Below are 26,515 nucleotides of genomic sequence, written 5' to 3'. Positions count from 1 at the left end.
CCCATGCTGAACCCCTTTTAAGGAGTCACAATGCCTGTTACCTGCCCGGATTGTCATGCAGAATTAACCCCGCAAAATGGCCTGGCGCACTGTGCGGCCTGTAACAAAGAGATTGCGCTGCAAGCCCTTTGCCCGGAGTGCCATCAGCCTTTGCAGGTCTTAAAAGCTTGCGGCGCAGTGGATTATTTTTGCAAGAATGGCCACGGTCTGATCTCGAAAAAGCGCGTGGAGTTTGTTCTGCCAGAGGCTTAATCGCAAACGCAACCTTCGCCTTTCAACCACAAATCCACCAGCGACGGCGGCGCTTCCTGTTCGGGTACCAGCAAGATGACATCCGTATATTGCGCCTGATTGTGCCGGGTCCAGACGATCTGAATACGAAAGTAGCGCTGATCGCCCTGGCCTGGCGACGCAGGCTGGCCGGGCGGTTGGCCCAGCTCCAGCGCCTGGTCCAGAATCTCTACCACCTTTTGGCGCTGTTGCGCATTCAGTGAAGAGAGCGCGATTCTGCGCAGGCCGCTTAACTTTGGAATAAAGGCGACGCCGCCTTCACGCGCCAGTTCAACAACGGCGTCTTCAGTCAATTCCGGAATCTGCATTTACAGCACCCCTGTGGTTTTCCAGGCCGCCTCGATTGCTGCTGCCACCGCGCTGCCGGACCGTTTGCCCCCGTGGTTGATTGTCAATCGGGCGAAGGTCGCGAAATCGGCATCCTGCGGGAGGGCCCGGTCGCAAACCGTATCATACCAAGCATATCCGGCCTGCTCCCATGCATAGCCCCCCAGCGCGGTCGCGGCGAGATAGAATGCGCGATTAGGTATCCCGGAGTTAATATGCACGCCCCCGTTATCCTCACGGGTTTTCAGGAAATCATTCATATGGCCCGGCTGCGGATCTTTACCCAGCAGAGGGTCGTCATAGGCGCTACCGGGCTCCTTCATGGAGCGTAGCCCTTTCCCGTTAATTCCGGATGCCAGCAACCCTTCACCAATGAGCCAGTCGGCTTCCTGGGCGGTCTGCTTAAGATGGTATTGCTTAACCAGCGAGCCAAAGACATCTGAAAGCGATTCGTTCAGCGCGCCGGATTGTTCGTAATAAATTAATCCCGCTTCGGTTTCGGTCACGCCGTGACTCAGTTCATGGGCCACCACGTCGATGGCGATGGTAAAGCGGTTAAATATTTCGCCGTCGCCGTCGCCGAACAAGATCTGCTCGCCATTCCAGAAAGCATTTTGATATTCCCGGCCATAATGTACGGTGCCGGTCAATATTAGCCCCTTACCATCCAGCGAATCGCGCTGATAGTTTTCCCAGAAAAAGTCATGCGTGACGCCGAGGTAATCATAGGCCTCATCCACCGCGATATCGCCGGTTGAGGGTTGTCCTTCATAGCGAATCTGCGTTCCCGGTAGCTCCTGCAGATTTCGGGCATCATAGATATCACGCTCCAGCTGACCGGCATTGTTGACGTGCGGGGCGGCGGGTTTGCCGGGCATATGGGCCATTAAGGTCTGCACGTGGGTTAATGTCTGGCGAGCACACTGCTGCTGTAATTCAGAGCCGCGATCGATGATGCGGCGCAAGATGTAGGGGGGAATAACGCTATAAGGCTGGGTCATGCTGCTCTCCTGTTTTCTGGCAATGCCGAAAAAAGAACCAGTGTAAGTGTAAGCCATCGACACGGGGATGGGCATAAGTCGGACAAATCGCGCAGCGTAAAACTGGCACTCTACTGGTTCAGGGATTAGGTTTTAGCGGGGTACATAACGAGGATCAGAATGAAAAAAAGCATGGCATTCGCCTTCAGCGGTTTTGTCTTGATCGCCGTGACCTATGGGATGGCAAGGTTTTCATGGGGCATTATGCTGCCCGATATAAAACAGGCCATCCCGCTCTCTGTGGAAACCGCCGGTCTGATTGCCGCCTGTAGCTACGCGGCATACTGCCTGTCGGTATTATTTGCGTCGTTGTTTACCAACCGATTCGGTGCCCGGTTCACGGCGTCGCTCGCGGCCATCACCGCGGCCGTCGGGCTACTGATACTGGCCGTTTCACCTTCGCCGCTCTGTCTGGCCATCGGACTGTTTATTGCGGGACTGAGCTCTGGCCTGGCGTCCCCCTCGTTGGCCGGCGCGGTCAGCGCGGTGATACCGCCTGAGCGTAACACGCAAGTGAATACGGTCATCAATGCGGGTACCAGCGGAGGGATCATCCTCTCGGTACCGATACTGTTTTTTCTGCCGGGAGGATGGCGATTCGCCTGTGTCGCTTTTGCGCTACTGGCTCTGCTTTGCTTGATCCCTGTCTGGCGCTTTCTCCCTGCGGGTAAAGCCCCCCAGGCTGCGGTGCAACAGGGGTGGCGGGCCCAACTGGCTAAACCGGCAATGCTGAGATTATTACTGATCGCGTTTGTCAGCGGTATCGCCAGCGCGGCGTGGTGGAGTTTTGGTCCGGAGCTGCTTCAACGTCATACCGGGCTGGAGAGCGGCACCACGAATATTCTTTGGCTGATCAGCGGGGGAGCGGGCATTGCGGCGGTATTAACCGGTAGCGTAGCTCAGCGCACAGGGATGCGGGTGGTCTACCGGGGATCGCAAATTTTTATGGCGGTTTCGCTTATTCTGCTCGCCCTGATCCACGGCTTTAGCGGGTGGCTGATACCTGCCGTGGCATTGAACGGCGCGGGCTATGTGATCCTCTCCGGCGTGCTATTAGTTCAGGGGGCGGCGATTGCCGCCTCTGCACCCGCGATGGGGGTGAGTCTGGCCTTTTTAATGCTGGCGGTCGGGCAGATTGTCGGGGCGATTGTCTTCGGGCAGCTGTATGGAGCAATAGGCGCGGCTGGCGCGCTGATGAGCTTTTCTGCCTTATCCTGGCTGATGCTTTGCGTCACGCCGGGGGGCGATACGCCTACAGATTAGGGCTGTTTTTTTCGGGTCCGCGGTTTTTTCGCGGCCGTCACGCCTTTCACTTCACTCTCGACCCAGCCGTCTGACAGGCGGGTCGTCAGCACATCGCCGGCTTTGACTTGTTGGGTCTGTTTGAGCACTTTGCCATCGGTCGCGGTGGTGACGCTATAACCGCGTGCCAGGGTAGAGAGGGGGCTGACCGCCTCCAGATGGGTAACCGCGTTGCCAAAGCGTTCGCGCGTGCTGCTGAGCCGCGCACGCAGATTCTCGGCCAGCCGATACTCAAGCTGCTGAATGCGGGTTTGCGCACGGTAGATTTTCGGCTGCGGATTTTGCTGGTTCAGGCGCTGGGCCACGCGTTGCTGACGCAAGGTCGCACGTTTGAGCTGGCCCTCCAGCGCAACGTTCATGCGCTGGCGCAGACGTTCCAGCACGGTTTGCTGACGCGCAAGACGCAGCTGAGGGTGCTGCTGGTGCAGGCGATGCTGGAGCTGGGTAAAGCGACGCGTACGTTCTGCGAGGAAGTAATCCATCGCCATCTCCAGGCGTTGCTGCCCGTTCTGAAGCTGTCGTAACAGCTCCAACTGATTGCGGCTCACCACTTCGGCCGCGGCGGACGGCGTCGGGGCGCGTAAATCCGCCACGAAATCGGCGATGGTGACGTCTGTTTCATGACCGACAGCGCTGACCACCGGGATGGCGCTGGCAAAGATGGCCCGTGCTACGCGCTCGTCGTTAAAGCTCCACAGATCCTCCAGCGAACCGCCACCGCGCCCGACAATTAACACGTCACATTCACGGCGCGCATTCGCCAGCTCAATGGCGCGCACGATCTGGCCTGGGGCATCATCCCCCTGAACCGCGGTGGGGTAGATGATGACCGGCAGGGAGGGATCGCGACGCTTCAGAACGTGGAGAATATCGTGCAAGGCCGCACCGGTTTTCGAGGTAACTACGCCAACGCAGTGAGCCGGAGCGGGCAGAGGTTGTTTATATTGCTGATCGAACAGCCCCTCTGCAGAGAGTTTCGCTTTTAGCTGTTCATATTTTTGCTGCAACAGCCCTTCGCCCGCAGGCTGCATGCTCTCGACGATGATTTGATAATCACCGCGTGGTTCATACAGCGTAATATTGGCGCGTACCAGAACCTGCTGGCCATGCTGAGGACGGAACGTGACGCGACGGTTGCTGTTGCGGAACATTGCACAGCGCACCTGAGCGGTGTCGTCTTTTAGCGTGAAGTACCAGTGGCCGGAAGAGGGCTGGGTAAAGTTAGAGATCTCACCGCTGATCCAGACTTGCCCCATTTCCTGCTCAAGCAGCAAACGCACCGTCTGGTTAAGGCGGCTGACAGTAAAAATTGAGGGGGATTGAGAGGATAACATGTGAGCGGGATCAAATTTTAAATCAGCAAGTTATTCAGTCGATAGTAACCTGCTGAGAGGCGATCGCAAGCTTTTTTCTAAAAAAGTGTAGATGCAATCGGTTACGCTCTGTATAATGCCACGGCAATATTTAACCACCCAGGTCAGAGATATTGCCCATGCTACGTATCGCTAAAGAAGCACTGACGTTTGACGACGTCCTCCTCGTTCCCGCTCACTCCACCGTTCTGCCGAATACTGCCGACCTCAGCACGCAGTTAACCAAAACCATTCGCCTGAACATTCCTATGCTCTCCGCGGCAATGGACACCGTGACTGAAGCGCGCCTGGCTATCGCCCTGGCTCAGGAAGGCGGCATTGGCTTTATTCATAAAAACATGTCTATCGAGCGTCAGGCAGAAGAAGTTCGCCGCGTGAAGAAACATGAATCTGGCATCGTTACCGACCCGCAAACTGTTTTGCCAACCACCACGCTGCACGAAGTTAAAGCGCTGACCGAGCGTAACGGCTTTGCAGGCTACCCGGTTGTCACCTCCGATAACGAACTGGTGGGTATTATCACTGGCCGCGACGTCCGCTTCGTCACCGACCTGAACCAGCCAGTTAGCGTTTATATGACTCCGAAAGAGCGTCTGGTTACCGTGCGTGAAGGTGAATCCCGCGAAGTGGTCTTTGCGAAGATGCACGAAAAACGCGTTGAGAAAGCGCTGGTGGTGGATGATAGCTTCCATCTGCGCGGCATGATCACCGTAAAAGATTTCCAGAAAGCAGAACGTAAACCGAACGCCTGTAAAGACGAGCATGGACGTCTGCGCGTCGGTGCTGCGGTTGGCGCAGGTGCGGGCAACGAAGAGCGCGTTGATGCGCTGGTTGCCGCAGGCGTTGACGTGCTGCTGATTGACTCCTCTCATGGCCACTCCGAAGGCGTGCTGCAACGTATTCGTGAAACCCGTGCAAAATATCCTGATCTGCAAATTATTGGCGGTAACGTCGCGACTGGCGCAGGTGCTCGCGCCCTGGCGGAAGCCGGCTGCAGCGCGGTGAAAGTGGGTATCGGCCCAGGCTCCATCTGTACGACCCGTATCGTCACCGGCGTGGGCGTTCCGCAAATCACCGCCGTTTCCGACGCGGTTGAAGCGCTGGAAGGCACGGGTATCCCGGTTATCGCTGATGGCGGTATCCGCTTCTCCGGCGACATCGCCAAAGCGATCGCGGCCGGTGCGGCAGCGGTAATGGTAGGCTCCATGCTGGCCGGTACCGAAGAGTCCCCGGGTGAAATCGAGCTGTTCCAGGGCCGTTCTTACAAATCCTACCGTGGGATGGGCTCTCTGGGCGCGATGTCTAAAGGCTCCTCTGACCGTTACTTCCAGACCGATAACGCGGCAGACAAACTGGTGCCGGAAGGTATCGAAGGCCGCGTAGCCTATAAAGGCTACCTGAAAGAGATCATTCACCAGCAGATGGGCGGCCTGCGCTCCTGTATGGGTCTGACCGGCTGTGGTACTATCGACCTGCTGCGTACTAAAGCGGAATTTGTGCGTATCAGCGGTGCGGGTATTCAGGAAAGTCACGTCCATGACGTGACCATCACCAAAGAGTCCCCGAACTACCGTATGGGCTCCTGATAAGTTTCCACGCCCGGCTATATGCCGGGCGATTTTGTTTCACTTGCCTCGGAATTAGCGTCAATGACGGAAAACATTCATAAACATCGCATTCTTATCCTCGATTTCGGTTCTCAGTACACGCAGCTGGTGGCACGTCGCGTCCGTGAGCTGGGCGTTTACTGTGAACTGTGGGCATGGGATGTCACGGAAGCACAGATTCGCGAGTTCAACCCAAGCGGCATCATCTTGTCTGGCGGTCCGGAAAGCACCACCGAAGAAAACAGTCCACGCGCACCGCAGTACGTGTTTGAAGCGGGCGTGCCGGTCTTCGGCGTCTGCTACGGCATGCAGACCATGGCAATGCAGCTGGGCGGCCACGTAGAAGGCTCTACTGAACGTGAGTTCGGCTATGCGCAGGTAGAAGTGGTGAGCGATAGCGCACTGGTGCGCGGTATCGAAGACTCCCTGACCGCAGACGGCAAACCGCTGCTGGACGTATGGATGAGCCACGGCGATAAAGTTACCGCTATCCCGTCTGACTTCGTGACCGTTGCCAGCACCGAAAGCTGCCCGTTCGCGATCATGGCGAACGAAGAAAAACGCTTCTATGGCGTGCAGTTCCACCCGGAAGTGACTCACACCCGTCAGGGTATGCGCATGCTGGAGCGCTTCGTGCGTGACATCTGCCAGTGTGAAGCTCTCTGGACCCCGGCAAAAATCATCGACGACGCCGTGGAGCGTATCCGCCAGCAGGTTGGCGATGACAAAGTGATTCTTGGCCTCTCCGGCGGCGTGGACTCCTCCGTGACCGCGATGCTGCTGCACCGCGCTATTGGCAAAAACCTGACCTGTGTGTTCGTGGACAACGGTCTGCTGCGCCTCAACGAAGCTCAGCAGGTGCTGGACATGTTCGGCGACCACTTCGGTCTGAACATCGTTCACGTGGAAGGCGAGAAGCGCTTCCTGGACGCGCTGGCCGGTGAAAACGATCCGGAAGCGAAACGTAAAATCATCGGTCGCGTGTTTGTCGAAGTGTTCGACGAAGAGGCGCTGAAGCTGGAAGACGTGAAATGGCTGGCGCAGGGTACGATCTACCCTGACGTAATCGAGTCTGCGGCCTCTGCCACCGGTAAAGCACACGTCATCAAATCTCACCACAACGTGGGCGGCCTGCCGAAAGAGATGAAGATGGGCCTGGTTGAACCGCTGCGTGAGCTGTTTAAAGACGAAGTGCGTAAGATCGGCCTGGAGCTGGGTCTGCCGTACGACATGCTTTACCGTCACCCGTTCCCGGGGCCAGGTCTCGGCGTGCGCGTGCTGGGCGAAGTGAAGAAAGAGTACTGCGACCTGCTGCGCCGTGCCGATGCGATCTTCATTGAAGAGCTGCACAAAGCCGACCTGTATAACAAAGTGAGCCAGGCGTTCACCGTGTTCCTGCCGGTTCGCTCTGTAGGCGTAATGGGCGATGGCCGTAAATACGACTGGGTTGTCTCCCTGCGTGCGGTGGAAACCATCGACTTCATGACCGCACACTGGGCGCATCTGCCGTATGATTTCCTGGGGCGCGTCTCTAACCGTATCATCAATGAAGTGAACGGTATCTCCCGCGTAGTGTATGACATCAGCGGTAAGCCACCGGCGACGATCGAGTGGGAATAATCCCCGCCCGATAATCGCGTTTTATTGAAGCCCGCTACCCGCGGGCTTTTTATTGCCTGCTCATTGCGCCGCTTGCTCAATCGTCCGGGCAATCTCCTCCGGATGGCTCACCATCGAGACATGGCTTGCCGCCACTTCGGTGGTTTTGGCATGAATCGCCTTCGCCATGGCGCGCTCCAGATCCGGGTTGATCATCCGGTCATTCTTGCTGACCACATACCAGCTCGGTTTGTCGTGCCAGGCCGCATGGGTCACCTTTTCCGCAAAGGCATCTGCACAGATCGGGCCCTGAGTGGCGGTCAGCGCGTTCTGCTCGCCCGCCTTAATGTCCGGCGCAAAATCCTCGCGTACCGATTTGCCCGGCAGGTAAAGATAACCGTCCGCGGTCTTAGCGATGCCTGCGCTGCCCGGTGGGGCAGGGTAGCGTCCGGCCAGATCCGCTGTCGACTGGCCCGAATCCGGGGCAAATGCCGCCACATAGACCAGCGCTTTTACCCGCGCATCGTTGCCCGCCTCGCTAATTACCGTCCCGCCCCAGGAGTGCCCCACCAGTACCACATCCCCGTGCGCCCGGGCGATGGCGCGCTGAGTCGCGGCAACATCATCTTTTAATGAGGTGAGCGGCAGCTGAACGGCAATGACCTCGGTATGCTGATTATGCAATTTATTGATCACAGAGTTCCAGCTACTGCCATCGGCAAAAGCACCATGCACCAACACCACGGTTTTACCGCTGCCCGCCAGTGCTGCGCCGCTGGCGGCGGCCAGCAGCAGGCCTGCTGCTAGCGTATGCGTAAACAGTTTTTTCATCATGACGACCTCAGCGATAAATATCTGCGGTACCAGACAGAGTGTTATTGCCCCCGGCGGAGGTAATGCGGAACGCGCTGGCGCCCGCTTCGGCGGCTTTGGCCTGCAGTTTCGCCTCCAGATCCGTAAGCGACGTTGCGCCGCTGCTGTCGGAAATGGTGCCAATCTTTTGTTGCCCGTGAGGCTGGTTAATTTCCTGAGCAGCGAAAGCGGAAGAAGCCATGGCAGCAGAGAAGGTCAGAACAGCAATCAGTAATGTTTTCATGGTTAAAATCCTCAAAAATAGGTCAGTGGTTGTGTTCAGTGCTTAACCGCAGCATGCGGCGGTACGGTGAATTCAATGGTTTTACGGTCAACTGGCTTATGGGTTGGGTCGGCGAGAATAATCGTCACCTTGTGCTGGCCAGCAGGCAGCCCCACCAGAATGACCGGCTCACCGCTGGCGTCGGCCCAGTGCCAGGGATTGTCATCGACGATGACGTGAATATGGCCAATGCGTGGCGTGACTTTTAGCGCCTCGGGCCCGAAAACGGGTTCGATGCGCATGTTCTCTGTGCGGTACTGAATAAAGACCGCGCCTTTACTCAGCGGGCCCGCCAGGGGCGGATCCACAATCAGCTTCGCCGGAGGCTGGGGCTGTTCAAGCGGCGCAACGGCAGCGGGGCCATTAACCTCCGCGGCACTCAGTCCGCTTAATGGCGCGGCCCAGGTGCAGCCTGACGTCAGTGCGAGCAGCGCCAGCAGTAAATTTCGATGCTTCATTCGGGGAACTCCTCTTCGGTAATCATTTGCGACAGACATAGAAGACCATTTTTATGTATCGGGTCTGTTTGCTGCGGGCGGCTTTTTTGTATGGCTGCGTAAGCAGGGAGAGGTGGATACAGTGCGATACATTCCGCGCATGCGGGCAGCACGTGTATGCCATGAGTAAAGCGGCTGTCGCAGCGAGGGTGCACATCCCCGGCCTGGATCTGGCGCCACGACGAATAACTATCAACATGGCGGCATGGCTTGCCGGGGAATCATCCGGCTATATCACCGGAGCAAGCCTGACCATTGACGGTGGCGTTGTGTTTCAATCACGCAGGGCAGGGATGCCCCGGCTGATTTTTCACAATAGACACCGCCAGCCCGGTAATTACCAGCGTCAGCCCCCATGACAGCCACATCGCACCGGTAATCCCCAATGTCCGGTTCAACCACGCATAGGCCAGCGGAGAGACTGCGGCCATCAGCTGGGCCGGGATCAACAGCACCCCGGTGCGTCTGGCGTACTCTTCTGGGGCAAACAGCTGCAGCGGCAGGGTGGCTTTCACAATGGTCACCAGTCCGTTAATCGCCCCATAGCCCAGCACAAACCCGGCGGCGGACCAGGCAAAAAATGAACTGCTCAACCCGAGTAAAAAACAGAGCGGCATGGCCAGGGCGGTAATCAGCGTGAGCCGAAGCGGCGTAAGATGCTGGCCTGCCACCACCTCCATAAAACGTGCGCCGGTTTGTCCTGTCCCCCACAACATACCGATAGCCATGGGTAAGCCATAGCTGGCGATAAATTCCGGAAGGTGGGTAGAGGTGCCGTTAGAGACAAAAGTGATTAACGCAATGAAGGCGGCATAGCACCCTGCGTTGCGTCGGTCATTACCTGTAGCGCGGGCCGGCGGGGTTCGCTTCACCGGGCTGCGCTGGGACGGAAGCTGGCGAATCAAAATGGCGCTTAGCACGCCACAAAGCGCATAGATCAGCAGCGCATCTTGCCAGCGCATGATGTTAAGCAGGGCGTCGCCGAACGGCCAGAAGGCGGCGGAGGCCAGTCCACCCGCCAGCGTCACGCGGGATATCGTTTTTCGTGCTTGTTGGCCATACAGATTAACCAGAGAGGCGAAGAGAGCGTCGTAGAGCGACAGGCGCATACCGATGCCGGCCAGCAGCCAGGCGCCGTACCAGCCTGCGAGCGAGGGGGTGTAAGCCATCCCCACGCAGCTGGCCGCAATCATTAAGGTGCCGCTCATCACCACCCGCCGCCCGCCAAACTGCGCCAGCAGGCGGGCAACAAAAGGCGATACGCCCGCCATCACCAGCATCGCGAAGGTCAGGCCGAGATAGATCTGCACAGATGACCAGCCTTTGTCGGCGGAAATCGCCCGGGCGAAGGTCCCGGGCATATAAAACGAAATCCCCCAGTTGATGAGTTGATTACAGCCAGCGGCAAGAGGTAATGCGCGGGGGAGGGCGGACGTTGTCATTATCTTTCATTCCGTTATGCAGTTGTCCCGAGCATACTGGGCGCGGTAAGGTGCAGGCAGGTCCTGACGGTTATCACCCGTATAAGAGAAACTTTGTATGACGACGCTCAACCTGGCACATCTGGCCACCTTCCGGCTTGTTATTCAGCGGGGAAGCTTTTCCGCAGCGGCAGACGTGCTGGGGATCTCGCAGCCTGCAGTCAGTTTACAAATCCGACAACTGGAACATTTTTTACGTTCACGACTGCTCGAGCGCACCGGACGGGGCGTAAAGGCCACTGCCGCCGGTCTGGCATTGCTGACCCACGGCGAACGTATTGAGCAGGTGGTCGAAGAGACCCTGCGTTCGCTGGATGCGTTCAGCCATGAAGTGAGCGGGACAGTGTCGCTTGGCACAGGGGCGACGGCCTGTATTCATCTGCTACCGCCGCTGTTGCAGCAGTTGCGGGAGACGTACCCGCTGCTGAAGGTGGGGGTGACCACCGGCAATACCCCCGGCGTGGTGCGCGCTATTGAAGAGAATCGCCTCGACCTGGGGCTAGTGACGATGCCGGTCAGCGGCAGAGGGCTGGAAATTACACCGATTCTCGATGAGGAGTTTGTCTGTATTTCTGCGCAGGAGGAGGAGGAGTGTGAGCCCACGCCGGATTCGTTACACATCCTGCCGCTGATAGCGTTTGAGTCGGGAAGTGGAACGCGTGCGCTTATTGACGCCTGGTTTCAGGCGAGTGGGTTACAGCCGGAACCGGTGATGCAGCTGGGTAGCATCGAAGCGATAAAACGGATGGTTCGCGCCGGGCTGGGATACAGCATCGTTCCACGTATGGCGGTAGAGCAGGTGGCCGATCGCGAAGGGTTATGCGTATTGTCATTAACGCCGGTATTACATCGCCAGTTGGCCATTGTCATGCGTCAGGACAAAATTCTCAGCAAAGGCATAAGTGGGTTGTTCAGACTGCTGCAGCAGGAAAAATAGCAGGCAAGGTCAATGAAGGAATTTTATTTATTCCGCAATAAGGGTTACCGAACGGCAGTATCAACAGAGAGGGAGGATTGCTGCGACTCGAGTTTGTCCTGATGATGATACCAGGCACCTATCGAGGAATAAACGAAGCGGCCAAAGAAGAAGAGAAAACTAATAAGCAAAATGATGCGCGTCATCCGAGTGTTAAACCGATGTCGTTTTCGCATACGTGTAGCCTGACTCACAATGTTATCCAGATAATACCCTTCCGGGCGATAGGCTCATTAAGGCATAGCGGCGAAGCGGGGTCAATTAATGCTTATGTAAAATTCTGTCAGCATTTAAATAATCCATTGTTATGTATATTAATCAGTTAATTTACACCATTGATAAATCGCACAAAAATATCGTTAAAAAATGTGATTATTGATTCTGGATATTAAAAAGTTTGATTTAAGTCAATTGCCGCGCAGGGATGCTTTATAAAATCTCACCTCCTCCGTGAGAGCCTCCTTCAAGCCTCCACGGTTAACAAGCGTCAGGTTGGATGCCTGTCTGAAATTACCCTTGGGGACGAGCGGGTTTAAATGGCATCTATGACAATTTTCGCGTTATATCAACAATACAAAAATCGCTGGTGGGCGCTGCCCCTGATCCTGCCCCTTCTGCTGATGCCTTTGGTGCGCCAGGCCACAACCTATACCGAGGTCGAAGGCGGCATCGTCGTACTTTATTATATGCCCCTGGCCTTTCTACTGGCGCTAACCCTCTTTTATGGTCTTGCGGCGCTGCCGGGCATGATTCTGGCGCTGGTACTTCATTACTACCCCGCAATAGGCGGTTTTGAGACCACCATTGCCACCGCACATTTTCTTATTCCGGTCATACTCAGTTGGGGAGGATACCGGGTCTTTTCGCCGCGGCGTAATCGTGTCGCTTACGGTAATACCCGGCTAATGGCATCACGCCTGTTCTGGCAAATGTTTTGCCCGGCGACGCTTTTCTTTTTACTTTTTCAGTTCGCTGTCTATTTTGGCGTTTACGAAACCCGTTTTCACCTGGCCGGGCTCAGCGACACGGGTATCCGCTCGTTAATTAATTACCAGGGGCTGCTGGTAGGCTGTCTGACCGGGGTCCCGTTCTGCTACGTGCTGCTGCGCGCAATCCGCCACCCGCGCTATCTGCGCAGCCTGGTGTCGCAGATTCGTGCTCAATTCGACCCGAAGGTCACCGCGCTGGAGATCGTGCTCTGGCTTATCATCAACGGCATCCTGCTGGGAATGCTGTTATGGCCGATGAATGAGAACAGCTCTATCTTCAGCACCAACTATACCCTGTCACTGCTGATGCCGGTTATGCTCTGGGGCTCAATGCGTTTCGGTTATAAGCTGATGTCACTGCTCTGGACGCCGGTGCTGATTGTCTCTATACACTATTTCTATCGCTATATTCCGCTGTCAGAGGGGTATGACATCCAGCTCACGATCACCTCGTCCAGCTACCTCGTCTTTACCTTCGTCGTGGTGTACATGGGCATGCTGGCGACACGTCAGCGCGCCATCAGCATTCGTGCTCGTCGTCTGGCATTTCTGGATCCGGTCGTCCATATGCCTAACCTGCGTGCGCTCAGCCGCGCGCTGGATGAAAGGCCCTGGTCAGCGCTCTGTTTCCTGCGCATACCGGAGCTGGAAGTGCTGGGGCGTAATTACGGCGTCCTGCTCCGGATACAGTACAAACAGAAACTGGCGGAGTGGCTGAACGGTTACCTGCAGCCTGATGAGTGCGTCTATCAACTCTCCGGACACGATCTGGCGCTACGCCTCAATACCGAATCCTACCAGACCCGGATTGAGGAACTGGATCAGCAAATTAAACGCTTTCGTTTCTACTGGGACGGGATGCCGCTACAACCGCAGGTGGGAGTGAGCTACTGCTACGTGCGCTCGCCCGTCGCCCATCTCTATCTTTTGCTGGGTGAGCTGAGCACTATCGCCGATCTCTCCCTCTCCACCTGTCATCCAGAAAATCTGCAGCAGCGTGGTGCCCTTAATATGCAGCGCGGGCTGAAAGATAAAGTCGAGATGATGAACCGCGTGCAGCGGGCGCTGGAAAACGACGCCTTTGTTCTGATGGTGCAGCCTGTTCAGGGAATTCGCGGGGATCACTATCATGAGGTGCTGCTGCGAATGCGCGACGATAAAGGCGAAATGATCGCTCCGGATCTGTTTTTACCCGTGGCCCAGGAGTTTGGCCTCTCTTCACAGATCGACTTGTGGGTGCTGGAGAAGACTTTGCAGTTTATGGCCGATAATCGCGTCTCTATGCCGGGTAAGCGTTTTGCGATCAATCTTTCACCCAGCGCGATCTGCCGTGCCCCGTTGCCGCTGGAGGTCAACCGACTGCTGCAAAAATATGCCATTGAGCCCTGGCAGCTTGTTTTTGAAATCACCGAAAGCAGCAGTTTCGGCAATGCGGGGCTGGCGAACCAGATCATGGGCCAGCTGCAAAAAATGGGCTGTCGGATTGCGATAGATGATTTTGGCACCGGCTACGCCAGCTATGCTCGCCTGAAGGAGGTGGATGCGGATATCCTGAAAATCGATGGCAGTTTTATTCGTAATATTGTCAGTAACAGCCTGGATTACCAGATTGTGGCCTCGATATGCCATCTGGCGCGAATGAAGAATATGCAGGTGGTGGCAGAATATGTCGAAAACGAACAAATCCGCGATGCTGCAGTGGCGCTGGGTATTGATTATCTGCAGGGGTATTTGATCGGCAAACCCGAAGTCATGACGAATCTGCTCATCGATCAGGCGCCCGGTCTGAGCGCCTGATCGCGGGTTTTATGCCGCCACGTTCGGGGAGTGTTCTTCCTCGATTTTCAGGTTCCAGCCGGTAACCGCGCTCCAGTATTGCTGCTCTCTTTCCAGATCTAACAAGACCAGCGCGTTCTGGCTGAACCAGTCGTGCGGGAAGCTCAGCGTCCAGTGGTTATCATCCGTGGTGAGCGTCAGCGTAGGCGGCGTTGTGGTCGCCTGACGCTGGTTATTCAGCAGCACGCCTAAACGTAACAGCTGAATCATGGGCAGGAACTGCTTTTTCTTAAACAGGGTAAAGCGTGGCATATCATCCAGCTTCACCGCTTTGCGATGATAGCGCACCAGGGTGGCCATCATGGTTTGCTGCTCCTGGTTATAGCCGGGCAAATCGCTATTTTGCAGAATATAGGCCGAGTGGCGGTGCATCCCGCTGTGATTGATGTTCAGCCCCACCTCGTGCAGCATGGCCGCCCATTTAAGGAGGGCTGCCAGCTGCGGATGCGCCAGCTTCGGATTCTGGATTTCCCACTGTTCATACATATGGGTCGTGGTTTCCAGTACGCGGCGCGCCTGTTCGCGGTCGATATTGTACTGATTGGCCAGGCTCTGAGCCGTACGACTACGGATATCCTGATGACGGAAGCGGCCTTCCATCTCGTAGAGTACCCCTTCACGCAGGGCGCCGTCAGAGAGACGGAGTTCTTTAATCGCCAGCGCGTCAAAAACGCCGCACAGAATTGCCAGCCCCGGCACAAACACGGCTTTACGCTCATCAGAGAGACCAGGCAAACTCAGCGCGTCAAAGCTCTTATGTTTGAGCACCTCTTCCGTCAGCATAACCAGACGTTCAGGGGTGATAAATCCATCTTTTTCACCCATCGCCAGTAGCACTTCGTGGGCGGCTTTAATGGAGCCTGAGGCGCCCAGCGCTACGTTCCAGCCATGAATACGATACTGCCAGGCCAGCGTTTCCAGTTTCTGCACGGCGGCCATGCGCGCGCGCTGGAAATTATCGCGACTGATGGCGCCGCCCGGGAAGTAAAGCTGGGCAAAGCTTACGCAGCCCATCCGGCGGCTTTCAACCAGATGCGGTTCAAAGTTTTCGCCGATCACCAGCTCAGTGGAGCCGCCGCCGATATCGATTACCAGCTTGCGCCCTTTTTCCGGCTGAGTATGTTCCACGCCCATGAAGATCAGCCGGGCTTCTTCATTGCCCGAGATAATCTCGATCGGGTAGGGGATGACCTTCTCTGCGCGCTTGAGGAACTCTGACGCGTTGAGCGCCTGACGCAGCGTATGGGTGCCCACGATGCAGACGCTTGAGGGATCGAAACCTTGCAGGCGTTCAGCAAACAGCGACAGGCAGTTCAGCCCGCGCTCAATGGCCTCTTCGCTGAGCATGCTGTTCTCATCCAGACCATCCGCCAGATGGACACGCTGTTTCAGGCGACCGATGATCTGCATCGCGCCATCCACCTCACGGGCGATGACCATGTGGAAGCTGTTAGAACCAAGGTCGACCGCGGCAAATTCCTGCGGTCGTGGGGTCGTATCATTTATCGGCATAGGTTAATCGGGTTGCTCGAGTGATTTGATATAGTCGTAAATCGCCAGCTGCGCCCGCACTTTGCGGCGGTTACCGCGCGGCACATAGCGATTACTCAGTTCTTTATCGATATAACGTGCTTTTACGGTATCACTTAACAGGATTTCAATGATATCGAGAATGCGTTGTTTCAACCGCGGATCAAGCAGCGGTGTCGCCACTTCGATGCGGTAGTCGATGTTGCGAGTCATCCAGTCGGCGGAGGAGAGATACACCCGTTTGTCGCCGCCGTTTTCAAAAATATAGACGCGATCGTGCTCCAGATAGCGGTCGACGATGCTGATAACGCGAATATTATCGCTAATACCTTCCAGTTCCGGGATCAGAGAGCACATACCGCGGATCAGCAGATTCACCTGCACACCGGAGCTGGAGGCCGCGTACAGACGATCAACAAGCCCTTTATCGACCAGGTTGTTCAGCTTGAGGGTAATGCCTGCTGGCACCCCTTGCTGCGCATTGGCGATCTCACGATCGATCATGTCATACAGCAGGCGACGCGAATTCTGCGGAGAGACCAGCAGATAGTCGAAGCTCACCGGACGGTAAGGGTTCTCGATAAAGTTAAAGACCCGTCGCACTTCATTGGTGATACGCGCATCGGCGGTCAATAACGAGTAGTCGGTATAAATACGCGCCGTCTTCTCGTTAAAGTTGCCGGTACCGATGTGGGCATAACGCACCACCTCTTCACCCTCTTTACGCGAAATAAGGAACAGTTTGGCGTGAATTTTCAGACCCGGCGCGGAGAAGATAACGTGTACCCCGGCTTCTGTCAGACGACGGGCCCAGTGGATATTGGCCTCTTCGTCAAAACGCGCCTGCAGCTCAACCACTACGGTCACTTTTTTACCGTTATGGGCGGCGTGGATCATGGCATCGATAATGCGGGAGTCTTTCGCTACGCGGTAGATGTTGATTTTGATCGCCAGCACGTTCGGATCGAATGAGGCCTGGCGCATCAACTCCAGCACGTGCTCGAAGGTATGGTACGGATAATAAAGCAGGACATCGCGTTCGCGAATGGCATCGAAACCGTTGCGGAATTTGTCGAACCAGAGGTGGCGCAGACGCGGCAGCGGTTTGTTCACCAGGTTGGCTTTGCCAACGTTCGGGAAGCCAATGAAGTCTTTAAAGTTGTGATAACGCCCGCCGGGCACGATGGAGTCATAGCGTGAGATGGTGAGCTTATCGCGCAGCATCTCCACCATGGCATCGGGCATGTCGCGCTGATAGACAAAGCGTACCGGCTCGGCCGTCAGGCGCTGTTTCAGGCTCGATGACATCAGCTCCATCAGGCTGGCTTCCATTTCGTGTACCAGGTCGTACTCGGCATCACGGGTCATCTTCATGGAGTAGGCGTTCAGCGCATCGTAATCGAAGAAACCTTTAAAGATATCATCCAGACAGTAGCGCAGGATGTTATCCAGCAGGATCATCGGTTTACGCCGGCGTGGGGTCTCCGGCGGTAAGTTAACGAAACGCGGCACTTTGTCTGACGGGATCTCCAGCAGCGCATAACGAATGTTATCGCCACGAATAATCTCTACCGCCAGATAGGTGTAATCATCTTTCAGGAACTGCACCAGATCGGTTTCACGATTGATAAGAATGGGCGTGATATGTTGGCGCAGGTACTGTTTGAAGTAGTGACGTAGCCAGCTTTGCTGGTTGACAGAGAGTTGGCGTTCATTGATGAGGAAGATTTGATTGCGTGCCATTTCCAGCAGCAATTCGTTATACAGGCTATCGAATTCCTGATCGGCTTTCAAAACGCGGGATTGAATCTTACCGAGCAGATGGCGTGAATTCGAGTTGAGTCCCTGCTCCTCGCTAATGATGATTCTGCGCTTCAGCTCAGCGAAGCGAACTTTATAAAACTCATCCAGGTTATTGGAATAGATCCCCAGAAAACGCATACGCTCAATCAGCGGATTGCTCTTGTCAGCCGCTTCCTGAAGGACACGCTCGTTGAATGCTAACCAGCTTAACTCTTTTTCGATGTATAACTTTTCCTGACCCATTACTACTCACACTCCAGTTCAATCACAGGACGTGGCAAATCCGTCTCAACCTTATTATGGCGAGCATTGTCACGATATGTCCAACTGTGCCAGAAAAGTATGACAGTTAACTGACCGCAGATGGGGCATAACCGTCATCAGACGCCTGATTTTTTACAGTTTTTGCGATTTGCAGATAAAAAAAAGCCGGCAATCGCCGGCTCGGTATCACGTTACGCTTCGGAGGCATGTCCTTCCGGGGGAAGTTGTACGCCATCCAGCCAGGCCGCACCGTTACGCATGGCGAGGCGGCCATCAACCAACCAGCTTACTACCAGCGGGTAGATGGCATGTTCTTGTGCCTGAACGCGGTGCGTAATGTCCTCTTCGCTGTCGCCGTCAAACACCGGGATTTTGGCCTGCAGAATGACCGGGCCACCGTCCAGCTCGTCAGTAACAAAATGGACGGAGGTGCCGTGCTCCTCGTCACCGTTTTCCAGAACCTGGCGGTGGGTATGCAGGCCCGGGTATTTTGGCAGCAGGGAAGGGTGGATGTTCAGCAGGCGTCCGGCATAGTGTGCAACAAACGCCGGGCTGAGAATACGCATGTAGCCTGCCAGCACGACGACATCGGGGGCGTAGGCGTCGATCTCTTGCACCAGCTCCCGATCAAACGCTTCCCGGCCCGCAAACTGGCTCGCCTCAAGGACGTGCGCCGGAATGCCGGCTTCACGAGCGCGTTCAAGGCCGTACGCGTCGGCCTTGTTACTGAATACTGCACGGATGGTGCCGTTAATTCTTTTCTGTTTGCAGCCATCAATAATGGCCTGCAAATTACTTCCGTTACCGGAAATGAGCACCACGATGTTTTTCATGCAATAACCACACGCTCTTCGGAATCAGAGGCTTTGATGATACCGATTTTCCAGGCGTTTTCACCTTTGGCCTGCATCAGGCTCACGGCTTTATCGGCTTCGGCTGCCGGCAGGGCAATGAGCATGCCTACGCCGCAGTTGAAGGTACGATACATCTCATGATCGCTGACGTTACCGGCTTCCTGCAGCCAGTTGAAGACAGCCGGCCACTGCCAGGAGGATTCGTCGATCACGGCCTGGGTGTTGTCAGGCAGAACGCGCGGGATGTTCTCCCAGAAGCCGCCGCCGGTCAGGTGAGCGATAGCATGGACATCGACATTCTCGATCAGCTCAAGAATGTTTTTCACGTAGATACGGGTCGGTGCCAGCAGATGGTCGGCCAGCGGTTTACCTTCCAGATCGGTTGTTTCAGGATCACAGCCGCTCACTTCAATGATTTTGCGCACCAGTGAATAGCCATTTGAGTGTGGGCCGCTGGAGCCCAGCGCGATCAGCACATCTCCATCTGCAACTTTGCTACCGTCGATAATTTCTGATTTTTCTACCACGCCTACGCAAAAACCGGCCACGTCGTAATCTTCACCGTGATACATGCCCGGCATCTCTGCGGTTTCACCGCCCACCAGCGCACAGCCAGACTGCAGACAGCCTTCAGCGATGCCGCTGATGACGCTTGCTGCGGTGTCGACATCCAGTTTTCCGGTCGCATAGTAGTCGAGGAAGAAGAGCGGCTCAGCGCCCTGGACGACGAGATCGTTAACGCACATAGCGACCAGGTCGATACCGATAGTGTCGTGGCGTTTCAGATCCATTGCCAGACGCAATTTGGTGCCTACGCCGTCGGTGCCAGAGACCAGTACCGGTTCACGATATTTTTGTGGCAGTGCGCACAGTGCGCCGAATCCACCCAGACCACCCATCACTTCAGGGCGGCGGGTCTTTTTCACCACACCTTTGATTCGGTCAACCAGCGCATTACCTGCGTCAATATCAACACCGGCATCTTTGTAGCTGAGAGAAGTTTTGTTGGTCACGGCTCAAGTCCCCACGCGATTGCATTGCGATAGTAAGAAAAATCGGCGCAATTCTAACAGTCCAGGCAAACGTTTGCGAGCCTATTCTGCAACAGAAGTTTGCATGAAGATTTTTGCTCTGCATCAGCCAGCGAGGCGGTACAAAGTTGATACTGTTCACGAAAATGAAACCGGGTACAGTCTTGTTCTTGCAACCGTTACGATGAATGAACATCATTCCACTGAAACCGGTTTCTGTGCTCAATTTTGCCGATAATTAACGCTGAATGAGGGATATCGCATGTCAGGATTTAAAGAGGGTTTTCTGTGGGGCGGCGCGGTTGCGGCGCATCAACTTGAAGGCGGCTGGCAGGAGGGTGGCAAAGGCGTAAGCGTGGCAGATGTTATGACCGCCGGCGCGCATGGCGTTCCGCGTGAGATCACCGACGGCGTGCTGCCGGGCAAAAATTACCCTAACCACGAAGCCATCGATTTTTATCATCGCTATAAAGACGATATTCAGCTCTTCGCCGAACTAGGCTTTAAGTGTTTCCGTACCTCTATCGCCTGGACGCGTATTTTCCCGAAAGGGGATGAGCAGACCCCGAATGAGGCCGGTCTGCAGTTTTATGACGATCTGTTTGATGAGTGCCTTAAGCACGGCATCGAACCGGTTATTACCCTCTCACATTTTGAAATGCCGTATCACCTGGTTAGCGAATATGGCGGCTGGCGCAACCGTAAGCTGATTGAGTTCTTCGTGCGCTTTGCCCGTGTCGTGTTCGAACGTTATCAACATAAAGTGAAGTACTGGATGACCTTCAACGAGATCAACAACCAGGCTAACTTCCATGAAGACTTCGCCCCCTTTACTAACTCCGGCCTGAAATATCAGCCGGGAGAAGAGCGCGAGCCCGTGATGTTCCAGGCCGCGCACTATGAGCTGGTGGCCAGCGCGCTGGCGGTGAAAGCAGGGCGGGAGATAAACCCGTCGCTGCAGATTGGCTGCATGATTGCCATGTGCCCGATCTATCCGTTCTCCTGCGCGCCAAACGACATGATGATGGCGATGAATGCGATGCACCGTCGCTACTGGTTTACCGATGTACATGTGCGCGGCGCCTATCCGCAACATCTGCTCAACTACTTCGAGCGCCGCGGCTTCGCGCTGGATATCACCGACGAGGATATCGCTGCGCTGAAGCAGGGCTGTGTGGATTACATCGGCTTCAGCTATTACATGTCGTTTGCCACCAAAGCGACCCCCGACAACCCGCAGCTGGATTACGACGAGAGCAAGAGCCTGGTCTCCAACCCTTACGTGCAAAAATCGGACTGGGGCTGGCAGATTGACCCGGTGGGGCTGCGTTACTCCCTGAACTGGTTCTGGGATCACTATCAGTTACCGCTCTTTATTGTTGAGAACGGCTTCGGGGCTATCGACGTGCAGGAGAGTGACGGCACGGTCAACGATCAGTACCGCATTGATTATCTCTCTGCCCACATCAGCGAAATGAAAAAAGCGGTCATTGAGGATGGCGTGGATCTGATGGGCTATACCCCATGGGGTTGTATCGATCTGGTCTCCGCCGGCACCGGTGAGATGAAAAAACGCTACGGCTTTATCTTTGTAGATAAAGATAACGAAGGCAATGGCACCCTGAATCGCAGTAAGAAAAAGTCGTTTGACTGGTATAAACAGGTAATTGCCAGCAACGGCGCTAATATTGAATAAGCGGGCAAAATGCCGTTAAAAAGCCGGAGCTTGTTCTCCGGCTTTTTTATGCTCAGAACACTTTGCTTGATTTGCGTCAAGCAAGTTGGGTATGGCGCAATCCCGAAAAAGCGGTATAATCCGGCGATTTTTTTTGTGGCTGCCACCCCCGAAGGAGAAAAGTATGAAGATTGTTGAAGTGAAACACCCGCTGGTAAAACACAAGCTGGGCCTGATGCGTGAGCATGACATCAGCACGAAACGTTTTCGCGAACTGGCCTCTGAAGTGGGCAGCTTACTGACATACGAAGCGACCTCCGATCTCGAAACCGAAAAAGTGACCATCGAAGGCTGGAACGGCCCGGTGCAGGTTGAGCAGATCAAAGGTAAAAAAATTACCGTTGTGCCGATCCTGCGCGCAGGTCTGGGCATGATGGAAGGCGTTCTGGAGCACGTACCCAGCGCACGTATTAGCGTAGTGGGTATCTACCGTGACGAAGAGACCCTGGAGCCCGTGCCGTACTTCCAGAAGCTGGTTTCCAACATCGACGAGCGTATGGCACTGGTCGTTGACCCGATGCTGGCGACCGGCGGTTCGATGATCGCTACTATCGACCTGCTGAAAAAAGCGGGCTGCAGCAGCATTAAAGTGCTGGTTCTGGTGGCGGCACCGGAAGGTATCGCGGCACTGGAAAAAGCGCACCCGGACGTCGAGCTCTATACCGCGTCCGTTGATCAGGGGCTGAACGAGCACGGGTACATTATCCCGGGGCTTGGCGATGCCGGCGACAAGATTTTTGGTACTAAGTAATCGAATAACGATAAAGAAGCCGACTTTGATAGTCGGCTTTTTTTTGAATACAACACCCACAATAATCATTACTCAGAGGACAACACTATGACGCGCCGTGCTATCGGGGTGAGTGAAAGACCGCCGCTTTTACAGACGATCCCGCTTAGTTTGCAGCACCTGTTTGCCATGTTTGGCGCAACCGTGCTGGTGCCCATCCTGTTCCACATTAACCCGGCTACCGTGCTGCTGTTTAACGGTGTCGGCACCTTGCTTTACCTCTTCATCTGTAAAGGTAAAATCCCGGCTTACCTGGGTTCCAGCTTTGCATTTATCTCTCCGGTGCTGCTGTTGCTGCCGCTGGGTTATGAAGTGGCGCTGGGCGGCTTTATCATGTGTGGCGTGCTGTTCTGTCTGGTCTCTTTCATTGTGAAGAAAGCCGGTACCGGCTGGCTGGACGTCATGTTCCCGCCTGCGGCGATGGGGGCGATCGTGGCCGTCATCGGTCTGGAATTGGCAGGCGTGGCGGCCAATATGGCGGGATTACTCCCTGCTGAGGGACAATCGCCGGATTCTAAAACCATTATCATCTCGCTGGTCACGCTGGGTGTAACGGTATTTGGTTCCGTGCTGTTCCGTGGCTTTATGGCCATTATCCCGATTTTGATCGGCGTGCTGGCGGGTTATGCGCTCTCCTTCGCAATGGGCGTTGTGGATACCACCCCTATTGCCCAGGCGCACTGGTTCGCTCTACCAACCTTCTATACTCCGCGCTTCGAGTGGTTCGCTATCTTCACCATCCTGCCTGCTGCGCTGGTGGTGATTGCGGAGCACGTCGGCCACCTAGTGGTCACGGCGAATATCGTTAAGCGCGATCTTATCCGCGACCCTGGCCTGCATCGCTCAATGTTTGCGAACGGCCTGTCGACCATGATTTCCGGATTCTTCGGCTCCACGCCAAACACCACCTACGGTGAGAATATCGGCGTTATGGCGATCACCCGCGTCTACAGCACCTGGGTAATTGGCGGCGCGGCCATCATCGCCATTCTGCTTTCATGCGTGGGTAAGCTGGCTGCGGCGATTCAGATTATCCCGGTTCCGGTAATGGGCGGCGTGTCGCTGCTGCTGTACGGCGTGATTGGCGCATCCGGTATCCGCGTCCTGATCGAATCCAAAGTCGATTACAGCAAAGCGCAGAACCTGATCCTGACCTCCGTGATTCTGATCATCGGCGTGAGCGGGGCGAAGGTACACATCGGCGCCGCTGAGCTGAAAGGGATGGCGCTGGCCACGATTGTCGGCATTGCCCTGAGCCTGATCTTCAAAGCGATCTCGGTTCTGCGTCCGGAAGAGGTCGTTCTGGATGCGGAAGAGAGCGAAAAATCCGCACATTGATCGATAAACCGGGCGGCCGTTCCGCCCGGTTCTCTCCCTGCATGTTCCGTGCTAAACTCTTTGCCGATTACGAGTAAGACCTGGTTGAGGTATTTCTGAACGCACCGGCACAGCTCTCTTTGCCACTTTATTTACCCGACGACGAAACGTTTGCCAGTTTCTGGCCGGGTGATAACCCCTCTTTACTGGCTGCACTGCAAAACGTGCTGCGCCAGGAGCATAGCGGTTACATCTATATCTGGTCGCGCGAAGGTGCGGGCCGCAGCCATTTACTGCACGCAGCCTGTGCTGAGCTCTCTCAGCGTGGTGACGCCGTGGGTTACGTTCCGCTCGATAAACGCACCTGGTTTGTACCCGAAGTGCTTGACGGAATGGAGCAGCTTTCCCTGGTCTGTATCGACAATATTGAGTGCGTGGCGGGTGATGAACTTTGGGAGATGGCGATCTTTAATCTCTACAACCGCATCCTTGAATCCGGTAACACCCGGCTGTTGATCACCGGCGATCGTCCTCCGCGCCAGTTGAACCTGGGGCTGGCGGATCTGGCGTCGCGACTGGACTGGGGACAGATCTATAAGCTGCAACCGCTGTCAGACGAAGACAAACTGCAGGCTTTGCAACTGCGGGCGCGGCTGAGAGGTTTTGAACTGCCGGAAGATGTGGGGCGCTTCTTGCTGAAGCGACTGGATCGTGAAATGCGCACGCTGTTTGTCACGCTCGACAAGCTGGATCATGCCTCTATTACCGCCCAGCGAAAGCTGACTATTCCTTTCGTAAAAGATATTCTGGCGCTCTGAACCCGGCCGACTGCCGGGTTGACCTCTTCTTACTTGACGATATCCAGTACCTGTTCCGGCGGGCGTCCGATACGCGCTTTACCGTTCGCGACCACAACCGGCCGCTCAATCAGTTTCGGGTTCTCTACCATTGCCTGGATTAGCGCAGCTTCGCTCAGGTGGCTGTCAGCCAGGTTGAGCGATTTATAGAGCTCCTCTTTCTGGCGCATCAGTTCACGTGCGCTACCCATTCCCAACATTTGCAGCAGCGCCTTGATCGTGTCGGCATCCGGCGGCGTCTCAAGATAAAGCACCACGTCTGGTTCAATACCGTTCGATTGCAGCAAGCTTAACGTTTCGCGGCTCTTGGAGCAGCGAGGGTTATGGTAGATCTTTACCGCGTTAGTCATCTGTTCTCCTTTTTACATCTTTTCATACGGGCGGTAGCGCTGTTGTAACTGTCGCAGCTGATCGATACGGGCATCGTAGCGCGCCTGCTGCAGGCTCCCCAGCTTTACCTGAGAGCTGGCGCTGCTCAGCAACGAGATAGCCTGATCCAGGCGTCCGGCAAGGGCATAACCCTCGGCGCGCGCGGCCAGCTCCTGATCGCGATGGTTCAGCGCGGCTTCGGCCTGCGCCAGCAGATCCCAGCCGTTGGGGTCGTCTTTATAACTGAAGGTATAGCGATTGAGGATGGTCACAGCCTCCTGCGGCTGACCACCCTGTAAGTAAGCATTCGCCAGGTTGAGTTGCAGCACCGGATTGTTGCGCAGATCGCGGGCGCCCTTCAGGCGATTGATCGCCTCTGTGGCGCGTTTCTGGCCCAAATCAATGTCGGTGGCGAGGTCAAGATACCAGGCATTGCCCGGTTCAGCCGTCAGCAAAGGCTGCAGATTTTTGCGTGCCTCATCGTAATTACTCGTCTCCATCGCCTGCAGAGCCCGGCCATACTGCGCCGCGCGCTGTTCGCGCACATTCCCTTTAGACCAGCTGTCGAGCAGATCGCTGGTTAACTGGTTACGACCAGAGTTATACATCCCGAGCGTTCTCACCTTCGCCATGTAAAAATCTTCTGAAGACTGCACCACCACCGGACGCATCTGATTGGCACGGTTACGGGCATCTGAGAGGCGGCTCTCAGGTAGGGGGTGAGTCAGCAAGATTTCCGGCGGACGGGAGGAGTAACGCGCCTGGTCGAGCAATTTTTCAAGGAAGGTGGGCATAGCCTGCGGATCAAAGCCAGAGCGTTGCAATACCTGGATACCGATACGGTCGGCTTCCTGTTCGTTTTGCTGGGTAAAGCTGATCATCCCCTGGCGGGTGCCCGCCAGCGTACCCGTCAGGGCGGCCATACCGGCCTGGGGGCTTGCCATTGCCAGCAGAATCGAACCCAGCGCACCAACCCAGGTCAGCGGGGCGCTACGTTTTTGATCTTCCATGGCCCGAGCCAGGTGACGCTGGGTAACGTGGGAAATTTCGTGCGCCATCACCGACGCCAGCTGGCTTTCGTTATCTGCATAGCGGAACAGCGCCGAGTGCAACACCACGTTACCGCCAAAGAAGGCGAAGGCGTTGATCTCGTCGTTGTTGATCAAAAAGAAGTGGAACGGCGTCTTCACTGAATCTGCATGGGAGACCAGCCGCATGCCCAGTGAGTTAATGTACTGCACCAGCAGGGGATCGTTGATCAACGGCGCGCTGCCACGAAGCTGGCGGACATAAAAATCGCCCATCTGCATCTCCTGGCCAATGGAGAGCGTGCTTCCTGCTGAGGTGCCCATATCCGGCAATGAATCGGCCGAATCGGCAAAGGCTGGCGTCATCTGACCCACGGTCAGAGCAGCAATAAGCGTTGCAACCAGCGTTTTTTTCAACTGCCTGAACATAACCTCGGTCCTGTCTGTTGGGTGTGCTATTTTGACCGGCGAACCCGTATATCGT

24 protein-coding genes are annotated in these 26,515 nt (G+C 55.6%); 10 read left to right on the top strand and 14 right to left on the bottom strand.

Annotated features, from left to right (window positions below; all coding sequences use genetic code 11):
* Nucleotides 1–30: 30 nt before the first annotated feature.
* The gene (locus tag B2Q93_RS17970; RefSeq protein ID WP_286933956.1) at nt 31–252 is read left to right on the top strand and encodes a zinc ribbon domain-containing protein; all 222 of its coding nucleotides are present in this window, start codon (nt 31–33) and stop codon (nt 250–252) included.
* On the opposite strand, the gene B2Q93_RS17965 is transcribed toward B2Q93_RS17970, so the two are convergent.
* Together B2Q93_RS17965 and B2Q93_RS17960 are read right to left on the bottom strand one after the other, a co-directional pair.
* Nucleotides 249–599: a protealysin inhibitor emfourin gene (locus tag B2Q93_RS17965; RefSeq protein ID WP_046884561.1), complete on the bottom strand. Its 351-nt coding sequence runs from the start codon at nt 597–599 to the stop codon at nt 249–251. The genes B2Q93_RS17970 and B2Q93_RS17965 overlap by 4 nt on opposite strands.
* A complete protein-coding gene (locus B2Q93_RS17960) occupies nt 600–1,619 on the bottom strand; it encodes a M4 family metallopeptidase (RefSeq protein ID WP_286933955.1) in 1,020 nt (339 codons plus the stop codon).
* A gap of 159 nt (nt 1,620–1,778) precedes the next feature.
* Between B2Q93_RS17960 and B2Q93_RS17955 the strand changes: the two genes are divergently transcribed.
* Nucleotides 1,779–2,921 carry an MFS transporter gene (locus B2Q93_RS17955; protein ID WP_286933954.1) on the top strand — a complete coding sequence of 381 codons (1,143 nt, stop codon included), beginning with the start codon at nt 1,779–1,781 and terminating at the stop codon, nt 2,919–2,921.
* Here the strand turns inward: B2Q93_RS17955 and xseA are convergent.
* A complete protein-coding gene (gene xseA / locus B2Q93_RS17950; RefSeq protein ID WP_286933953.1) occupies nt 2,918–4,294 on the bottom strand; it encodes an exodeoxyribonuclease VII large subunit in 1,377 nt (458 codons plus the stop codon). The genes B2Q93_RS17955 and xseA overlap by 4 nt on opposite strands.
* Before the next feature lie 158 nt (nt 4,295–4,452).
* Between xseA and guaB the strand changes: the two genes are divergently transcribed.
* On the top strand, nt 4,453–5,919 hold the full coding sequence (gene guaB / locus B2Q93_RS17945) for an IMP dehydrogenase (RefSeq protein WP_207292198.1): 1,467 nt from the start codon (nt 4,453–4,455) through the stop codon (nt 5,917–5,919).
* 63 nt (nt 5,920–5,982) lie between these two features.
* Nucleotides 5,983–7,560, top strand: a complete 1,578-nt coding sequence (guaA, locus tag B2Q93_RS17940; RefSeq protein WP_040074536.1) for a glutamine-hydrolyzing GMP synthase — start codon at nt 5,983–5,985, stop codon at nt 7,558–7,560.
* A gap of 60 nt (nt 7,561–7,620) precedes the next feature.
* On the opposite strand, the gene B2Q93_RS17935 is transcribed toward guaA, so the two are convergent.
* The 4 genes from B2Q93_RS17935 to B2Q93_RS17920 form a co-directional block, all read right to left on the bottom strand.
* Nucleotides 7,621–8,370 (bottom strand): alpha/beta hydrolase, encoded by a 750-nt coding sequence (locus B2Q93_RS17935; protein WP_286934002.1) that lies wholly within the window; start codon nt 8,368–8,370, stop codon nt 7,621–7,623.
* A 10-nt stretch (nt 8,371–8,380) separates the two neighbouring features.
* The gene (locus tag B2Q93_RS17930) at nt 8,381–8,635 is read right to left on the bottom strand and encodes a DUF1471 domain-containing protein (protein WP_212478468.1); all 255 of its coding nucleotides are present in this window, start codon (nt 8,633–8,635) and stop codon (nt 8,381–8,383) included.
* A gap of 35 nt (nt 8,636–8,670) precedes the next feature.
* Nucleotides 8,671–9,132, bottom strand: coding sequence for a DUF6130 family protein (locus B2Q93_RS17925; RefSeq protein WP_286933952.1), 462 nt, complete (start codon nt 9,130–9,132; stop codon nt 8,671–8,673).
* A gap of 317 nt (nt 9,133–9,449) precedes the next feature.
* Nucleotides 9,450–10,613 (bottom strand): MFS transporter, encoded by a 1,164-nt coding sequence (locus B2Q93_RS17920; protein WP_286933951.1) that lies wholly within the window; start codon nt 10,611–10,613, stop codon nt 9,450–9,452.
* 97 nt (nt 10,614–10,710) lie between these two features.
* Between B2Q93_RS17920 and B2Q93_RS17915 the strand changes: the two genes are divergently transcribed.
* On the top strand, nt 10,711–11,589 hold the full coding sequence (locus B2Q93_RS17915; protein WP_286933950.1) for a LysR family transcriptional regulator: 879 nt from the start codon (nt 10,711–10,713) through the stop codon (nt 11,587–11,589).
* A 44-nt stretch (nt 11,590–11,633) separates the two neighbouring features.
* On the opposite strand, the gene B2Q93_RS17910 is transcribed toward B2Q93_RS17915, so the two are convergent.
* Nucleotides 11,634–11,822 carry a YfgG family protein gene (locus B2Q93_RS17910; protein WP_046884620.1) on the bottom strand — a complete coding sequence of 63 codons (189 nt, stop codon included), beginning with the start codon at nt 11,820–11,822 and terminating at the stop codon, nt 11,634–11,636.
* Nucleotides 11,823–12,173: 351 nt separating this feature from the next.
* Between B2Q93_RS17910 and B2Q93_RS17905 the strand changes: the two genes are divergently transcribed.
* Nucleotides 12,174–14,414, top strand: a complete 2,241-nt coding sequence (locus B2Q93_RS17905) for an EAL domain-containing protein (RefSeq protein WP_286934000.1) — start codon at nt 12,174–12,176, stop codon at nt 14,412–14,414.
* 9 nt (nt 14,415–14,423) lie between these two features.
* On the opposite strand, the gene ppx is transcribed toward B2Q93_RS17905, so the two are convergent.
* The 4 genes from ppx to purM form a co-directional block, all read right to left on the bottom strand.
* Nucleotides 14,424–15,965 (bottom strand): exopolyphosphatase, encoded by a 1,542-nt coding sequence (gene ppx / locus B2Q93_RS17900; RefSeq protein WP_046884622.1) that lies wholly within the window; start codon nt 15,963–15,965, stop codon nt 14,424–14,426.
* Between the two features lie 3 nt (nt 15,966–15,968).
* Complete coding sequence (gene ppk1 / locus B2Q93_RS17895; RefSeq protein WP_040074543.1) at nt 15,969–18,029, bottom strand: polyphosphate kinase 1; 2,061 nt, start codon at nt 18,027–18,029, stop codon at nt 15,969–15,971.
* A gap of 212 nt (nt 18,030–18,241) precedes the next feature.
* Nucleotides 18,242–18,883: a phosphoribosylglycinamide formyltransferase gene (gene purN, locus B2Q93_RS17890; protein ID WP_263616824.1), complete on the bottom strand. Its 642-nt coding sequence runs from the start codon at nt 18,881–18,883 to the stop codon at nt 18,242–18,244.
* A complete protein-coding gene (purM, locus tag B2Q93_RS17885) occupies nt 18,880–19,917 on the bottom strand; it encodes a phosphoribosylformylglycinamidine cyclo-ligase (RefSeq protein ID WP_207292193.1) in 1,038 nt (345 codons plus the stop codon). The genes purN and purM overlap by 4 nt, the downstream gene beginning before the upstream one ends.
* A gap of 280 nt (nt 19,918–20,197) precedes the next feature.
* Here purM and B2Q93_RS17880 point away from each other — a divergent pair, with 280 nt between their 5' ends.
* The 4 genes from B2Q93_RS17880 to B2Q93_RS17865 all read left to right on the top strand — a co-directional run bounded on the left by B2Q93_RS17880 (nt 20,198) and on the right by B2Q93_RS17865 (nt 24,595).
* Nucleotides 20,198–21,631, top strand: a complete 1,434-nt coding sequence (locus tag B2Q93_RS17880) for a 6-phospho-beta-glucosidase (RefSeq protein WP_040074547.1) — start codon at nt 20,198–20,200, stop codon at nt 21,629–21,631.
* A 163-nt stretch (nt 21,632–21,794) separates the two neighbouring features.
* The gene (upp, locus tag B2Q93_RS17875; protein ID WP_040074548.1) at nt 21,795–22,421 is read left to right on the top strand and encodes a uracil phosphoribosyltransferase; all 627 of its coding nucleotides are present in this window, start codon (nt 21,795–21,797) and stop codon (nt 22,419–22,421) included.
* An 87-nt stretch (nt 22,422–22,508) separates the two neighbouring features.
* Nucleotides 22,509–23,798 carry a uracil permease gene (uraA, locus tag B2Q93_RS17870; RefSeq protein ID WP_040074549.1) on the top strand — a complete coding sequence of 430 codons (1,290 nt, stop codon included), beginning with the start codon at nt 22,509–22,511 and terminating at the stop codon, nt 23,796–23,798.
* A gap of 95 nt (nt 23,799–23,893) precedes the next feature.
* A complete protein-coding gene (locus B2Q93_RS17865) occupies nt 23,894–24,595 on the top strand; it encodes a DnaA inactivator Hda (RefSeq protein WP_212478503.1) in 702 nt (233 codons plus the stop codon).
* 29 nt (nt 24,596–24,624) lie between these two features.
* Here the strand turns inward: B2Q93_RS17865 and arsC are convergent, their stop codons facing one another.
* Together arsC and bepA are read right to left on the bottom strand one after the other, a co-directional pair.
* Nucleotides 24,625–24,984, bottom strand: coding sequence for an arsenate reductase (glutaredoxin) (arsC, locus tag B2Q93_RS17860; RefSeq protein WP_286933949.1), 360 nt, complete (start codon nt 24,982–24,984; stop codon nt 24,625–24,627).
* 12 nt (nt 24,985–24,996) lie between these two features.
* Nucleotides 24,997–26,460, bottom strand: a complete 1,464-nt coding sequence (gene bepA / locus B2Q93_RS17855; RefSeq protein ID WP_286933948.1) for a beta-barrel assembly-enhancing protease — start codon at nt 26,458–26,460, stop codon at nt 24,997–24,999.
* Nucleotides 26,461–26,515 lie beyond the last annotated feature (55 nt).

Origin of the sequence: Leclercia sp. UBA5958 (assembly GCF_002430365.1) — a bacterium.
Classification (GTDB): Bacteria; Pseudomonadota; Gammaproteobacteria; order Enterobacterales; family Enterobacteriaceae; genus Enterobacter; species Enterobacter pneumoniae.
Note: the sequence above shows the minus strand (reverse complement) of the source record. Positions and strands in the feature narration are given on the sequence as shown.

What these genes read in the sequence shown, in the direction of transcription:
- B2Q93_RS17960 (WP_286933955.1), bottom strand. Translation starts at nt 1,619, where the DNA reads ATGACCCAGCCTTATAGCGTTATTCCCCCCTACATCTTGCGCCGCATC.
- B2Q93_RS17935 (WP_286934002.1), bottom strand. Translation starts at nt 8,370, where the DNA reads ATGAAAAAACTGTTTACGCATACGCTAGCAGCAGGCCTGCTGCTGGCC.
- B2Q93_RS17905 (WP_286934000.1), top strand. Translation starts at nt 12,174, where the DNA reads ATGACAATTTTCGCGTTATATCAACAATACAAAAATCGCTGGTGGGCG.
- B2Q93_RS17955 (WP_286933954.1), top strand. Translation starts at nt 1,779, where the DNA reads ATGAAAAAAAGCATGGCATTCGCCTTCAGCGGTTTTGTCTTGATCGCC.
- B2Q93_RS17965 (WP_046884561.1), bottom strand. Translation starts at nt 599, where the DNA reads ATGCAGATTCCGGAATTGACTGAAGACGCCGTTGTTGAACTGGCGCGT.
- bepA (WP_286933948.1), bottom strand. Translation starts at nt 26,460, where the DNA reads ATGTTCAGGCAGTTGAAAAAAACGCTGGTTGCAACGCTTATTGCTGCT.
- ppk1 (WP_040074543.1), bottom strand. Translation starts at nt 18,029, where the DNA reads ATGGGTCAGGAAAAGTTATACATCGAAAAAGAGTTAAGCTGGTTAGCA.
- guaB (WP_207292198.1), top strand. Translation starts at nt 4,453, where the DNA reads ATGCTACGTATCGCTAAAGAAGCACTGACGTTTGACGACGTCCTCCTC.
- B2Q93_RS17920 (WP_286933951.1), bottom strand. Translation starts at nt 10,613, where the DNA reads ATGACAACGTCCGCCCTCCCCCGCGCATTACCTCTTGCCGCTGGCTGT.
- purN (WP_263616824.1), bottom strand. Translation starts at nt 18,883, where the DNA reads ATGAAAAACATCGTGGTGCTCATTTCCGGTAACGGAAGTAATTTGCAG.
- arsC (WP_286933949.1), bottom strand. Translation starts at nt 24,984, where the DNA reads ATGACTAACGCGGTAAAGATCTACCATAACCCTCGCTGCTCCAAGAGC.
- xseA (WP_286933953.1), bottom strand. Translation starts at nt 4,294, where the DNA reads ATGTTATCCTCTCAATCCCCCTCAATTTTTACTGTCAGCCGCCTTAAC.
- B2Q93_RS17970 (WP_286933956.1), top strand. Translation starts at nt 31, where the DNA reads ATGCCTGTTACCTGCCCGGATTGTCATGCAGAATTAACCCCGCAAAAT.
- ppx (WP_046884622.1), bottom strand. Translation starts at nt 15,965, where the DNA reads ATGCCGATAAATGATACGACCCCACGACCGCAGGAATTTGCCGCGGTC.
- guaA (WP_040074536.1), top strand. Translation starts at nt 5,983, where the DNA reads ATGACGGAAAACATTCATAAACATCGCATTCTTATCCTCGATTTCGGT.
- B2Q93_RS17925 (WP_286933952.1), bottom strand. Translation starts at nt 9,132, where the DNA reads ATGAAGCATCGAAATTTACTGCTGGCGCTGCTCGCACTGACGTCAGGC.
- B2Q93_RS17915 (WP_286933950.1), top strand. Translation starts at nt 10,711, where the DNA reads ATGACGACGCTCAACCTGGCACATCTGGCCACCTTCCGGCTTGTTATT.
- B2Q93_RS17930 (WP_212478468.1), bottom strand. Translation starts at nt 8,635, where the DNA reads ATGAAAACATTACTGATTGCTGTTCTGACCTTCTCTGCTGCCATGGCT.
- uraA (WP_040074549.1), top strand. Translation starts at nt 22,509, where the DNA reads ATGACGCGCCGTGCTATCGGGGTGAGTGAAAGACCGCCGCTTTTACAG.
- upp (WP_040074548.1), top strand. Translation starts at nt 21,795, where the DNA reads ATGAAGATTGTTGAAGTGAAACACCCGCTGGTAAAACACAAGCTGGGC.
- B2Q93_RS17880 (WP_040074547.1), top strand. Translation starts at nt 20,198, where the DNA reads ATGTCAGGATTTAAAGAGGGTTTTCTGTGGGGCGGCGCGGTTGCGGCG.